General features: G+C 42.2%; 12 protein-coding genes. All 12 read left to right on the top strand.

Features of this window, described 5'->3' with window-relative positions:
- Window positions 1-10: 10 nt before the first annotated feature.
- The 12 genes from ftsA (at window position 11) to C6Y03_RS02210 (ending at window position 14,368) form a co-directional block, all read left to right on the top strand.
- A complete protein-coding gene (gene ftsA / locus C6Y03_RS02265) occupies window positions 11-1,333 on the top strand; it encodes a cell division protein FtsA (RefSeq protein WP_106038769.1) in 1,323 nt (440 codons plus the stop codon).
- Between the two features lie 33 nt (window positions 1,334-1,366).
- Window positions 1,367-2,512, top strand: a complete 1,146-nt coding sequence (gene ftsZ, locus C6Y03_RS02260) for a cell division protein FtsZ (protein ID WP_024424252.1) — start codon at window positions 1,367-1,369, stop codon at window positions 2,510-2,512.
- 292 nt (window positions 2,513-2,804) lie between these two features.
- The gene (locus C6Y03_RS02255) at window positions 2,805-6,311 is read left to right on the top strand and encodes a S8 family peptidase (protein ID WP_106038768.1); all 3,507 of its coding nucleotides are present in this window, start codon (window positions 2,805-2,807) and stop codon (window positions 6,309-6,311) included.
- A gap of 247 nt (window positions 6,312-6,558) precedes the next feature.
- Window positions 6,559-7,488 carry a sigma-E processing peptidase SpoIIGA gene (gene spoIIGA / locus C6Y03_RS02250; protein WP_060596194.1) on the top strand — a complete coding sequence of 310 codons (930 nt, stop codon included), beginning with the start codon at window positions 6,559-6,561 and terminating at the stop codon, window positions 7,486-7,488.
- Window positions 7,489-7,546: 58 nt separating this feature from the next.
- On the top strand, window positions 7,547-8,266 hold the full coding sequence (gene sigE, locus C6Y03_RS02245; protein WP_007499746.1) for an RNA polymerase sporulation sigma factor SigE: 720 nt from the start codon (window positions 7,547-7,549) through the stop codon (window positions 8,264-8,266).
- 142 nt (window positions 8,267-8,408) lie between these two features.
- Entirely contained in the window at window positions 8,409-9,188 is a 780-nt protein-coding gene (gene sigG, locus C6Y03_RS02240) for an RNA polymerase sporulation sigma factor SigG (RefSeq protein WP_003211879.1), read from the top strand.
- Between the two features lie 151 nt (window positions 9,189-9,339).
- Window positions 9,340-10,278 (top strand): sugar-binding transcriptional regulator, encoded by a 939-nt coding sequence (locus tag C6Y03_RS02235; RefSeq protein ID WP_066030943.1) that lies wholly within the window; start codon window positions 9,340-9,342, stop codon window positions 10,276-10,278.
- Between the two features lie 445 nt (window positions 10,279-10,723).
- A complete protein-coding gene (locus tag C6Y03_RS02230) occupies window positions 10,724-11,968 on the top strand; it encodes an NAD(P)H-dependent oxidoreductase (protein ID WP_034662533.1) in 1,245 nt (414 codons plus the stop codon).
- A 12-nt stretch (window positions 11,969-11,980) separates the two neighbouring features.
- Window positions 11,981-12,412, top strand: a complete 432-nt coding sequence (locus C6Y03_RS02225) for a transcriptional regulator GutM (protein ID WP_034662530.1) — start codon at window positions 11,981-11,983, stop codon at window positions 12,410-12,412.
- 18 nt (window positions 12,413-12,430) lie between these two features.
- Window positions 12,431-12,961 (top strand): PTS glucitol/sorbitol transporter subunit IIC, encoded by a 531-nt coding sequence (gene srlA, locus C6Y03_RS02220; protein ID WP_003210918.1) that lies wholly within the window; start codon window positions 12,431-12,433, stop codon window positions 12,959-12,961.
- Between the two features lie 13 nt (window positions 12,962-12,974).
- On the top strand, window positions 12,975-13,985 hold the full coding sequence (srlE, locus tag C6Y03_RS02215) for a PTS glucitol/sorbitol transporter subunit IIB (RefSeq protein ID WP_034662527.1): 1,011 nt from the start codon (window positions 12,975-12,977) through the stop codon (window positions 13,983-13,985).
- A 26-nt stretch (window positions 13,986-14,011) separates the two neighbouring features.
- A complete protein-coding gene (locus C6Y03_RS02210) occupies window positions 14,012-14,368 on the top strand; it encodes a PTS glucitol/sorbitol transporter subunit IIA (protein ID WP_106038767.1) in 357 nt (118 codons plus the stop codon).
- Window positions 14,369-14,406: the final 38 nt, after the last annotated feature.

Below are 14,406 nucleotides of genomic sequence, written 5' to 3'. Positions count from 1 at the left end.
GTGCCATAGAATGAACAACAATGAAATTTACGTCAGCCTTGACATCGGTACATCCAATATAAAAGTCATCGTCGGAGAAATGGCGGATGATTCGCTTAACATTATAGGTGTTGGAAATGTCCCTTCAGAGGGGTTAAAAAAAGGATCGATTGTTGATATAGATGAGACAGTTCATTCTATTAGACAAGCATTTGAACAGGCTGAGAGAATGGTAGGATTTCCTTTACAAAAGGCGATTGTCGGAATTAATGGAAACCACATTCATATTCAGAATACGAGCGGCGTGGTCGCAGTATCTAGTGAAAACAAAGAAATACATGCTGAAGATGTGAGACGTGTCTTAGATGCAGCACAAGTAGTATCTATTCCTCAAGAACATCTCGTCGTAGACGTGATTCCGAGACAATTTATCGTCGACGGAAGAGATGAGATCACAGATCCGAAAAAAATGCTTGGTGTTCGGCTAGAGGTGGAAGGATCGTTAATTACAGGTTCTAAAACGATTCTACATAACTGGCTCCGATGTGTAGAAAGAGCTGGAATTGAAATTATGGATATTTGCTTGCAGCCAATCGCATCGGGCTCGGCAGCATTATCGAAAGATGAAAAAAATCTCGGGGTAGCTCTTGTCGATATTGGCGGCGGATCTACAACGATTTCCGTATTTGAAAACGGGCATCTCTATTCTACTCACAGTATCCCTTTGGGCGGAGAGAACATTACAAAAGATTTGTCTATAGGACTTAGAACTTCCACTGAAGAAGCTGAACGAATCAAAAAACAATTTGGGCATGCGTTTTATGATGAGGCATCGACTGAGGAGACATTTGAAGTTTCTGTGATCGGTACCGATCAAAAACAAACGTATACACAACTTGATGCGGCTAACATTATTGAAGCGCGGCTGGAAGAAATCCTGCTCTTTGTGGCAGAGGAATTAAGAAATATGGGTGTCCATGATTTGCCTGGTGGATTCGTTCTAACAGGTGGACAGGCAGCCATACCAGGTATCCTTTCTCTTGCACAAACGGTTTTGCAAAACAATGTCAGGATTGCAAGTCCGAATTATATCGGGGTGAGAGAGCCTCAATATATGACAGGAGTGGGTCTGATCCACTTTGCTTATCGCAATGCAAAGATTCAGGGCAGACAGGTTGGATTCCAAATGCCAGATGAGGCGTTTCATGAAGTAGGCGCATCCATGGAGCCGGTTTCTTCTGCACCACAAGTGAAAGAAGCGCAGCCAAGACCGAAAGTTAAACAAAAATCACAACAAGAGACAAATAAAAAACCGGGCAAAATGAAAAAACTATTTAATATGTTCTGGGAATAGAATTAGATTTTCGACGGATTAGGAGGATTCAGCATGTTGGAGTTTGAAACAAATATAGACGGCCTAGCATCAATTAAAGTAATCGGAGTAGGTGGCGGCGGGAATAACGCTGTCAACCGAATGATCGAAAATGACGTTCAAGGTGTCGATTTTATTGCAGTCAATACAGATGCACAGGCGTTAAATCTATCAAAAGCAGAAACTAAAATGCAAATCGGTGCTAAGCTGACAAGAGGGCTTGGAGCAGGTGCGAATCCTGAGGTCGGTAAGAAGGCTGCTGAGGAAAGCAAAGAGCAGATTGAAGAAGTACTAAAAGGCGCAGACATGGTCTTCGTTACAGCTGGTATGGGCGGTGGAACTGGTACGGGTGCTGCACCTGTCATTGCAAAAATCGCAAAAGATTCTGGTGCATTGACAGTTGGAGTCGTGACTCGTCCTTTCACATTTGAAGGAAGAAAGCGTCAGCTTCAAGCAGTTGAAGGAATTGCTTCTATGAAAGAAGCAGTTGACACATTAATCGTGATTCCAAACGATCGCTTGCTTGAAATTGTTGATAAAAACACGCCAATGCTGGAAGCATTCCGCGCGGCAGATAACGTGCTTAGACAAGGTGTTCAAGGGATTTCCGATTTAATTGCAACACCAGGTCTGATTAACCTTGACTTTGCTGACGTGAAAACAATCATGTCCAATAAAGGTTCGGCTCTTATGGGTATTGGTGTCGCAACAGGTGAAAACCGTGCTGCTGAAGCAGCGAAGAAAGCCATTTCTTCACCACTTCTAGAAACAGCGATCGATGGTGCTCAAGGCGTCATCATGAACATTACGGGTGGCACAAACCTAAGTCTTTATGAAGTGCAAGAAGCAGCGGATATTGTGGCTTCTGCATCTGACGAAGATGTAAACATGATTTTCGGGTCTGTCATCAATGATAACTTGAAGGATGAAATTGTGGTGACTGTGATCGCAACTGGATTTATTGAGCAAGAGCCAGAAGTGACAAAACCACAAAGAAATCCACTAGGACAAGGATTAAAGCAAAATCAATCCATTCCTCAAAAACGTGAAGTAAAACGTGAGGAACATCAGCAGCCATCATCTCAGCCGAGACAAAATACACAATCAAGTGATGATACGCTGGACATTCCAACGTTCTTACGCAACCGCAATAAACGCTAATCGAGTATAGCTTAACCCCTTCCATTGGAAGGGGTTTTTTCATGTCTCAACGTATAAGGGGACTCTAATCAAAAAGTCTTAAATGTGTGAGAGCCACTTCATCTTTCATATGTAATTTGACTTAAGGTGCTTAAGAAAAAAGAATCATTTTTAACCCCTCTTACAAAAAACGACAAGATGATGAACTTTATTTGACTACATTAAAAAGAACACCATGAATCTTGTCATGAACAAAAGAAGGAAAGGAGTGAGACATATACTCTGTTTGGCCATTTGAGGAGGAGGGATTTGATTGAAATTGAAGTTTCGCAAGACCGCCGGCTATCGTTTGATGAGTCTTATGGTGATTGGTACTTTAACGATGACAAGCTTTGGGATGGTTCAAGCAAAATCGACTTCTACCTCATATCAGGAGGAAGCTGTTTCCTCTAAGACAACAAAAGCAAAGATCTCATCAAGATTAATGAAGCAGTTTCAGCAGGATGACAAGGTGACCTTTTTAATCAAAATGAAGGAGCAAACAAATACGCAAAAAGTGGCGAAGGAAGCTGTGTCCAGAGCCAAAAAACAGAAATTAACAGCGGCTAGAACGCAGTACACAAAAAGATCAGCTGTCGTATCAGAATTAAGAGCAACGTCTGAGGAGACGCAGCAAGCGCTGCTTACGTATTTACAAAAGGAACAAAAGAAAAAGCAAGTGAAGGAGATTCATTCGTACTATATTGTGAATGGTCTAGCGGTGACGGGAACGAAAGAAGTCATGGAAAAGGTGGCTTCCTTCCCAGAAGTAGATCAAGTGCTGCCGAATGAAACCCGTCAAATTCATCGCCCCGTTGATTTGAAGACGTCTAAGCAGGAAAAACAAATGAAAGCAGTAGATGGAGTCGAGTGGAACATTTCTCAGATTCATGCTCCAGAAGCGTGGGCTTTAGGCTATGACGGTACTGGTACTGTTGTGGCAAGTATTGATACAGGAGTGGAATGGGATCATCCTGCTTTAAAGGAAAAATACCGCGGATTTGATCCAGCACACCCGAATGATCCATCTCATGAATTCAATTGGTACGATGCTACAACAGGATCTGAAGCGCCATACGACGATTTAGAGCATGGTACACATGTGACGGGAACGATGGTTGGCTCTGAGCCAGATGGAAAGAATCAAATCGGAGTCGCACCAGGCGCAAAATGGATTGCGGTGAAAGCTTTCTCAGAAGATGGTGGTACAGATGCTGATCTGCTTGACGCAGGAGAGTGGATTTTAGCACCAAAAGATGAGGACGGAAACCCACATCCAGAAAAGGCACCAGATGTCGTCAATAATTCTTGGGGCGGTGGGCCTGGTCTTGATGATTGGTATAAAGATGTGGTCAATGTTTGGAGAGCGGCGGACATCTTCCCAGAGTTTTCAGCTGGCAATACCGATTTATTTAACCCTGGTGGTGAGGGATCAATTGCAAATCCTGCGAACTATCAGGAGGCCTTTGCAACGGGTGCAACGGATCAAGACAACAAATTGGGGTCTTTCTCGCTGCAAGGTCCGTCTCCATATGGCGTCATGAAACCAGATATTGCGGCCCCAGGGGTAAACATTCGTTCATCCATTCCAGGGAAAGGGTATGAAGATGGCTGGAATGGGACGTCGATGGCTGGTCCGCATGTTTCAGCTGTTGTGGCTCTTCTTCGCCAAGTACAGTCAGATCTTTCTGTTGAAGAGATTGAACAAATTCTCATTGATACAGCGAAGCCGTTGACTGATCAGCAATTCCCGGAATCCCCTAACAATGGCTATGGGGCAGGTTTAGTTGATGCAAAAGAGGCGATTACGGCATTAACAGATGGAATTGGCACGATTGAAGGACAGGTGACAAACGAAGATGTTAATTTAGGTGATATGAAAATAACAGATCAAGCCCTGCCTCAAAAAGAAAAGGCTGTACATCCACATAAGAAGCCTGCAAAAACAAAAGAATTGAAAAAGGAAAAAAATCTTGATGCTCCGTCCATCAAAGCTCTTCCTATGAAAGCGGAAATTAGTGTTCTTGAAAGCGGAAAATCAACGTACACAGATGAAGCGACAGGGAGATATCAGCTTACTCACAGTGCAGGGGAATTCACAGTGAAAGCGGAAGCTTACGGGTTTGAATCACGCAAACAAACAGTCAATATTTCTTCAAATGAAACGGCTGAGGCAAATTTCGCCTTACAGCCACTTAAGAAACGAACGATATCCGGTACAATTGTCAATGAAGCAACGGGTGAAAAAGTAAAGGATGCCACGGTTTATCTTGTAGAGGATGCGAAAATTAAGCCGGTGAAAACAGATGAAGCTGGCGAATTTTCTCTAGAGGCATTGAGCGGTGTCTATACCGTCAAAGTATTTGCGAAAGGGTTTAAAGGTTATTCTTTTACAGCAGATGTGACAGAAAAGCCGGTTAAAAAAGCCATTCAGCTGGAGCCATTCATCGGCTTTGCTGGTGAAATTGGCTACGATGACGGAACAGCTGAAAATGCGCGAGCCTTCTATGATCCTGGCAATGGCTGGGCTGTGAAGTTTTCATTAGAAAAGGGGAAGAAACAAGCGCAACTCACAGGGGGGCTTTTCCGTTTCTGGTCATCAGAGTGGCCAGCTCCTGGCGGGAATGAATTTGCGGTTGAGGTGTATGATGCTTCTGGGAAGAATGGAGCTCCAGGGGAGAAAATTGCAGGACCTCTAAAAGCGAATGCGCTGCGTAATGGTGAATGGACAAAAGTAGATTTAGAAGATCAAGCCATTACGGTGGATGGAGATTTCTATCTTGTCTATATTCAAACGAAAAAGAATACGGAGTCTCCAGGACTTGCAACGGACGAAGATGGTCCAAATGCTGAAAGAAGCTGGCAGCTGACAAGCGGTGCTTTTTCTCCTTCTCCAAAAGAAGAAGGGAATTATATGATTCGGGCGCTTGTTGACTATGAAGCAGATGTGCCAGAGATTATATCTCCGAAGGCCGGAACCATTTCGAACAAAGGTGAACTGGAGATTGAAGGCAAAGCCTCCCCTGGGCTTGATGTAGCGATTTATCAAAACGATGAAGAGATTGCCAAAGTGAAAGCAGATCAGTCAGGCGCTTTCAAAGAAAAGGTCACAGTTTCAAGTGGAGAGCATGTATTCACAGCTGCGACTGTTACGGATAAAGGCGCAACGAAACGATCAAAACCAGTAAAGGTCATCATTGATCAAACAGCTCCAGCACTCACCATAGATACACCTGAAAAAGGGGGAAAGTCTAATAAAGAATCACTCACTGTAGAAGGAAAGGTCACAGATGATCATCTTGATCAAGTCACTGTAAATGGAAAAAAGGCAACCGTAAAAGATGGAAAATATTCCGCAAGAATACTGCTTGAGAACGGGAAAAATACAATAAAAGTAACAGCGAAAGATGCAGCAGGAAACAAAACGACTAAAAAAGTCAATATCGATGTCCAATACGAGGCACCTGAAATTTCTAAGCTGACTCCAGCAGAGAATGTCCATCTATCATCAGGAGAGTCTGTTAAAATTTCATTTAACAGCAGGGAAAAGCTAGACGCAACGTTTGTTATTCACATGCCGCTGACAAACGCGAGATCAAAGCTTCAAAATACAACAGAGCTGCCGCTTCGCGAAGTATCTAGCGGAACATATGAAGGCTACTGGACAGCTACTTCTACCGCCAAAGCAAAAGGTGCGGTCATTGAAGTAATTGTGCGAGATGATTATGGAAATGTCACAAGACAAAAGGCTTCAGGCACATTAAACATCAATGAAAAGTAACTTAAACAAAAGACACGATTTCCAGGAGCGTGTCTTTTTTTTCGAGCAATTGTTTGAAAGCTTGTCCAGAAGAACACTCTCTTGCTTCGCGCTCTCATTCCTCGACAAAAACAATAACAATCCACCAAAAGTTCTCTATCATCCCCTACAAGAATTGACAGACTTCCATCTCTTGACTGTTTTATACTGGTACAAACAAGTGCAAGTACTGCTTTTGATTCTTTGTTTCAGATGAAAGGAGCAGAAGGTGGTCATTTATTTAGATGTGATCTGGCTGTTAAACTTTTGTTTTGATCTATTGCTTCTCTTACTCACTGCATTTATTCTCAAACGACAAGTAAAAAAAAGGCGATATATGTTAGGAGCTCTCATTGGATCGAGCATTGTTCTCTTGCTCTTTACACCATTTGCAATGGTTGTGTCACACCCTTTAGGCAAACTATTTTTTTCTGTCTTCATCGTTCTTGCAACCTTTGGTTTTCAAAGATTTCGTTCCTTTTTTCAAAATCTGTTTGCTTTTTACTTTGTAACATTTTTGATGGGAGGAGGCATGATCGGGGTTCATTCGTTTTTGCAAACCAACACAGTGATCCAAGATGGCCTGCTCATTTCACAAAATGATGGCTTTGGTGATCCCATTAGCTGGCTTTTTGTTTTAACCGGCTTTCCTGCGATATGGCTGTTTTCAAAGAAAAGATTAGGAGAGGTTGGTGCGAAAAAAAGACAATATGATGAACAAGTGCTTGTAGAGATACACATTCACGGGGAGACCATCCGCTTAAATGGACTCGTCGATTCTGGCAATCAGCTGTATGATCCTATGACAAAAACACCTGTCATGATCGTCCAGGCCGATCAGCTAACGGCCATTTGCGGAGAGCCATTTATAGAGCTCATGAAACAGTCTCATCCTGTTGAAGTGATGCAAAAGATCGATGATCAATTTCCCCTTCTTGATCGATTAAGACTTGTTCCATATCGAGCAGTCGGTCATGATCACGGTTTTCTACTATGCCTAAAACCAGATACAGTCTTCATTTATTCAAAGACGCTTATGATTCAGCCAGCCAAGTGTTTTGTAGGGTTGAGTCTGAGCGGTTTATCAGCAGATCAGGAATTTCAATCCATCATTCATCCAGATATGTTAGACGGGAAAATCATCCAGGGGGTGTCGTAGTTTTTTGTGATGTCTTTTATCTTACGAGGTCAACTTGACATTTAGAAGGGAGAAGAAGATGAAAAAATTAAAATTTAAACTCACTTACTACTGGTATAAACTCCTCATGAAGCTAGGTCTAAAGAGTGATGAAATTTATTATATTGGTGGAAGTGAAGCGCTGCCGCCTCCATTATCAAAGGATGAAGAGCAGGAACTGCTTGTCAAATTACCAAAAGGTGATCAAACCGCAAGGGCGATTCTGATCGAAAGAAATTTGCGTTTAGTCGTTTATATCGCAAGGAAATTTGAAAACACAGGTATTAATATTGAGGATTTAATTAGTATCGGAACCATTGGCCTGATCAAAGCAGTCAATACATTTAACCCTGAAAAAAAGATCAAGCTGGCAACATATGCTTCGAGATGTATTGAAAATGAGATTCTGATGTACTTGAGGCGAAATAATAAAATCCGTTCAGAAGTCTCGTTTGATGAACCGCTCAACATTGATTGGGACGGAAATGAACTGCTTTTATCAGACGTACTTGGAACAGATGATGATATTATCACGCGGGATATTGAAGCAAATGTAGATAAAAAACTGCTGAAAAAAGCGCTGGAGCAATTAAATGACCGCGAAAAGCAGATCATGGAACTAAGATTTGGCTTGGTCGGCGGTGAGGAAAAAACCCAAAAAGATGTCGCTGACATGCTTGGGATTTCCCAGTCGTATATTTCGAGGCTTGAAAAAAGAATCATTAAACGATTACAAAAAGAATTTAATAAAATGGTCTAAAAAAATTTTTTGAAAGCTCGATCCCTTTACTATCAAAGGGATAACCATTTTTTCACATGATTCTCGTCATCGCTCGTGCATATTTTTCCATCCCAAGGAGATACTGAACTTTGTACAACAGCTCCTGTAGGGAGGGAAAAAAGTGTCCAGAAATAAAGTGGAAATCTGCGGAGTCGACACCTCCAAACTGCCTGTTCTGAAAAACGACGAGATGAGAAAATTGTTCAGACAGCTGCAAGATGAGGGTGACGATACAGCAAGAGAAAAGCTAGTCAATGGCAATTTACGGTTGGTTTTAAGTGTGATTCAGCGTTTTAACAACAGAGGCGAATATGTCGATGATCTCTTCCAAGTAGGCTGTATCGGATTAATGAAATCAATTGATAATTTTGATTTAAGCCACAATGTCAGATTTTCAACTTATGCGGTTCCTATGATCATAGGAGAAATCCGTCGATACTTGCGTGATAACAACCCGATTCGGGTGTCTCGTTCACTAAGAGATATTGCCTATAAGGCACTTCAGGTCCGTGAGAGGCTGATTAGTGAGACAAGCAAGGAGCCAACAGCAGAAGACATTGCCAAAGTGCTCGAAGTGCCTCATGAGGAAATTGTCTTTGCCCTAGATGCGATTCAAGATCCTGTATCTTTGTTTGAACCGATCTATAATGACGGAGGAGATCCGATTTATGTGATGGATCAAATTAGTGATGAACGGAACAAAGACACACAATGGGTGGAAGAATTGGCCTTAAAAGAGGGCATGCGCAGATTGAACGACAGGGAAAAAATGATTCTTCGTAAACGCTTTTTCCAGGGCAAAACGCAAATGGAAGTCGCTGAAGAGATCGGGATTTCTCAAGCACAGGTCTCAAGGCTTGAAAAAGCAGCCATCAAACAAATGAATAAAAACATCTTTTAAAGCCGCCGCTTCATGTGCGGCTTTTTTCATTCTTGTTAGAGAACATGCCCCTAGTATTGACTCGGTTATTTTTTTCATTTAATCTGTTTTTAACAAATGTTATTTTAGATATCATTTGTTAGGGAACACTTAAGCGGAAAGAAGGGTTATTATGACATTCCATGATGAAAGAAGGCTGCTCATTAAGGTTGCGCATATGTATTACGAAGAAGGCGCCACTCAATCTAACATTGCAGAAGCTGTTGGGGTTAGCCGTTCGCTCATATCGAAATATTTGGCAAAAGCACGTGAAGCAGGAATCGTGGAAATCATTATTCATGATGAAGTCAATCAACAGTATGGATCGTTAGAAAGAAAAATAGAACGCAAATATGGGCTGCGAGAAGTCGTCTGTGTGGAAACACTTAGCAAAGACACAACCAAAAGCCGAATCGGTGCGGCGGCGGCGGGCTTTTTATTAAAAGTGATGAAGGATGGACAAGTTATCGGCTTTTCCTCAGGGACAACGCTGCATGAAATGGCGAAAGCGCTTACGTCTGTTCAGTACTATCCATCCGTGACATTTGTTCCGCTTGTCGGAGGTGTGGGAAATGAAGACGTCGATATCCACGCCAACTATATTATTGCGAGATGCACAGAGGCACTCAAATCTAAATGTGAGTTTTTACATGTTCCCGTCATGCTTGATACGAAAGAAGCGAAGGAAGTACTGATTAGACAGCCGTCGATCAAAAAAGTGATTGAACTAGGAGAATCATCAAATATTGCGGTTGTCGGAATTGGCGGTGTTCCGCAGCATTCAACGATGGTGAAATCTTATATGACAAGCGGCGAAGAGGACATCCTTCAAGCGAAGGGTGTAGCAGGTGACATTTGCTATAACTTTATTGATCATCAAGGGGAAGTATATCCCCACCCATGGAACGACCGGGTGATGGGCATAAGCCCGCAAAAGCTGAAAGAAATTCCGCTTGTCATAGGTGTCGCTGGTGGCGAAGAGAAAATTGAAGCGATCCGGGCGGCATTAGCAGGTGGATTAATTCATGTATTAATTACCGATGAACGAACAGGAGATGCCTTATTAAAGTAACTACCTAATATCATTAGGTAGTCAGCGTGTAGACAAACCCTCGCATTCGGTGTCAGTCCTGCGTGCCGGTGCTCACGAATGTCAAATTCGCTCCGCTCCGATACTCGTCCTTCCTAGACTGCAAAGGTTTTCTATCACGCTGAAAAGAAGACAAAAGGCTAAAATGAAGATCATTTTAGCCCTTTGTCAACAATCTGTAACTACCTAAATATCATTAGGTAGTTTTTTTTGAGTCTAAAGACTCAAAAAGATTGAAAATTTCATCGATTTTAGCTTGACACAAAGTTGACACATCATATAAACTAAGTTCATAACAAATGATAAATAAAATAACAAATGTTACAAGAAACAGATTTTTGTTAATTTTTATAACATTTGTTAAAAGTTTCAGATTATATTTCTAGCAATCTATTGAGAAGCAAGAAAACCTGAAAGGATGATTTAGATGTCAATCTATCAACAGTTGTTAGCTCGAGAACGCAGTGGAGACCCGATCAAAGTAGGGATTATTGGAGCAGGCCAAATGGGCTTTGGACTCATTTCACAAATTTCTAAAATTCCAGGCATGATTGTCGCTGGTGTTTGTGATATTCACCTTAGTGCAGCAGAGAAGGCAGCAAATTTCTACAAGCAGCATGCGAAGCCGCATCAAATGGTTGTCACAAATGATTACAGAGAAGTGATTCAATCAGATTTCGTGGAAGTTGTAGTAGATGCAACAGGTGTCCCAGAGGTCGGAGCAAACATTTCTTTGGAAGCGCTTAATTCGAAAAAACATCTCGTTCTTTTAAATGTAGAAGTTGATATTACTATCGGTTTGGTCATGCATAAGTTATTCACAAATGCAGGGCTTGTTTACTCAGGATCAGCTGGAGACGAACCAGCAGCAACACTAGAATTATATGAATTTGCGAAAACAATGGGTCTTGAGGTGCTCGTTGCCGGGAAAGGAAAGAACAACCCATTCTTCCCAGAAGCAAACCCAGATACGTGTAAAGCAGAAGCAGATAGTAAACATATGAGTGCACATATGCTGGCTGCATTCCAGGACGGCACAAAAACAATGGCCGAAATGAACTTATTAAGTAATGCGACAGGGCTTCTGCCTGATAAAGTCGGTATGCACGGAGTCGAAGCGAATTTAGAGAATGTAGCAGATAAATTGAATCAAAAACAGCAAGGCGGCGTGCTGGATAACTTCGGAGTCGTTGAATATGTAAATGGACTTGCACCAGGCGTATTTGTCATCGTCAAGAGTGATCTTGAGCCAGTGGATGAAGAACTGCGCTATTTAAAAGTTGGAAAAGGTCCGCACTACACACTTTACCGTCCTTTCCACTTAGCCAGTCTTGAAACACCTGTCACCATCGCAAAAGCGGTCTTACAGCATGATTCATCCATCCACCCAATTGGTGTACCAGTGTCAGAAACAGTAGCTGTTGCGAAAAGAGAGATTAAAGCAGGGGAATCACTTGACGGAATTGGCGGGTACTCCGTAAGAGGTGTACTTGAAACACATCAAGACATGAAAACGAACGGCCACATTCCAATTGGCTTAATCAGCGGAAAAGTCGTAGCGAAAAAAGACATCAAATTAGGACAATTCCTGACTCATGATGATGTAGAACTTGATTCAAACACAACGGTCTGGAAGCTGCGTTCATTACAAGATCATTTATTTCAATCATAAGGACGTGAAGCTATGGAAAAATTAGCAATCGTACTTTGTATCATTCTCATTGTGCAGTATGGGTTATCTTTTATTCAAATCAAGTACTACCGCAAGAGCATGGATTCACTTATTGATGACTACAAAGGGAAGCAAGGCTATCACTTGTTTTCGGGAATGGAACGGCGCAAAGTTGGCCCTGGAGCCATAGCGCTCATCATTGTGGATGAATCTTATATCATTCAAAAATGCCATGTGCTTGGCGGTGTGTCGATCTTATCTAAATTTAAAGAAGTTCCTTCATATGAAGGAAAGCATGTTGGTGCAGTGCTAGACGAGCACCATATGATGAAGCAGACATTGAAAAAACGCAAAAAGGGGCCAGCTGTCATGCACGCACTTTCCATGGCGGCTGAACAAGCACTTGTCTCGATTTCGAAAAAAAATATAACAAATGTGAACTAGAGAAAGGGGAGATGAAACATGGAATGGATTCAATGGTTTGGAGAGCACTTTATCGGAATGTTTGAAGCCGGTGGAAAGCAATTCATGGGTCTTGTTACAGGCATCGTTCCAACGCTTGTTGTGTTACTTACTTTCACTTATGCTGTCATGAAGTTTATTGGAGAAGAGCGAGTGAATAGAGCGATCCAGTTTGCAGCGAAATATACGATTTTGCGCTATACGTTAATGCCGATCTTATCTGTTCTTATTTTGACAAACCCAATGGCTTATACGTTTGGCCGCTTCTTACCTGAAAAACAAAAACCAGCATTCTATGATTCAGCTGTTTCATTTGTTCATCCGGTGACATCACTGTTCCCGTATGCCAACGCAGGAGAACTGTTTGTCTACTTAGGGATTGCGAACGGGATTAAAGAAGCAGGATATTCAATGTCAGAGCTTGCTGTTCGTTACTTCTTAGTCGGGATCGTCGTCATTTTACTTCGCGGCATCATTACTGAATGGATTACAAAATACTTAGCAGGAAAAATGAAAGCGAATTCACAATAGGGGAGGGTTAGACATGACAAACCACAAAGTATTTGTTGCAAAAGGTGCTGGCGGATGGGGAAAAGGCTTGGAGCTTGAACCGACTGGTAAAAGAAGAAAGGTTGTTTCCATTACAGGGGGAGGCATTCACCCAGTTGCTCGTAAAATTGCAGAAATGACAGGGACAGAAGCATGTGACGGCTTTAAAAACTCGATACCAGAAGATGAAATGATGTGTGTTGTCATTGACTGCGGTGGAACTGCGCGAATCGGACTTTATCCAATGAAGCGCATTCCAACTGTAGACGTTTTGGCATCCTCTCCTTCTGGACCGCTTGCAAAACATATTACAGAGGATATCTTCGTATCAGGCGTAACAGAAAAGGATATTTCCTTTGCGGAAGCATCTGATGGTGAGGCGAAAGTAGAAGGTCAGGAAAACAGTGAGCCGATTGACAAGGAGAATTTCAAAGAAACCTATTCAAAACTGAAAGAGGAAAATATCGAGCGTCAGGAAAAAGGTAATTTCCTCATGAGATTCTCAAGAGGAATTGGGAAAGTCACCGGTACGTTCTATCAGGCTGGCCGTGATTCCGTTGATATGCTTTTGAAAAACATTATTCCATTCATGGCATTTGTCAGTATGTTAATTGGAATTATCAATTATACAAAAATCGGTGACTTGATTGCTCATTTTCTATCACCACTGGCAGGATCTATATGGGGGCTCTTACTGCTCGTCGTGGTCTGTACATTGCCGTTCCTATCGCCTGTCTTAGGACCTGGAGCAGTCATTGCACAAGTCATCGGTGTTCTCATTGGTAGTCAAATTGCACTAGGGAATATCCCGCCTCAATTTGCACTCCCTGCACTATTTGCCATCAACGGTCAAGTAGGGTGTGATTTCATTCCAGTTGGTCTGTCACTTGGTGAAGCGAAGCCGGAAACGGTACAATATGGGGTACCAGCTGTTTTGTATAGCCGTCTCATTACAGGGGTTCTATCTGTTGTGATCGCATACGTTGCCAGCTTCGGTATGTATTAAACGTATTAAAGGAGGAATCGAGATACATGGTAACACAATCTGTCATAAAAGAAATTGGGATCTTAGTCCCGCAATTTAAAGAAGATAAGCTGATTGTTTTATTTGGACCCGCAGCGCCGCAGGAATTAAGAGATATGTCCGTCATTCATGAGTTCGAACATTTAGAAGAAGAGCCGCTGAAGCTGGGCGGTACCATTCAAGTGGGCGATCAAACGTACACGATCACAGCCCTCGGCAATAAAGCAAATGACAACTTTAAAGAGCTCGGCCATATTTCGATCTACTTCCAAGAGCCGTTTGATGATGTATTACCGGGAGCTGTCTTTGCATCTCCGCACACGTTTCCTGATATAAAAGAAGGCGTGCGAATTGAAATTTCGTAGCTATAAAGAAAAGCTGTTCCGTAAAAGGAGCAGCTTTT

The organism is Bacillus sp. LNXM65, from assembly GCF_002998575.1.
Classification (GTDB): domain Bacteria; phylum Bacillota; class Bacilli; order Bacillales; family Bacillaceae; genus Bacillus.
Note: the sequence above shows the minus strand (reverse complement) of the source record. Positions and strands in the feature narration are given on the sequence as shown.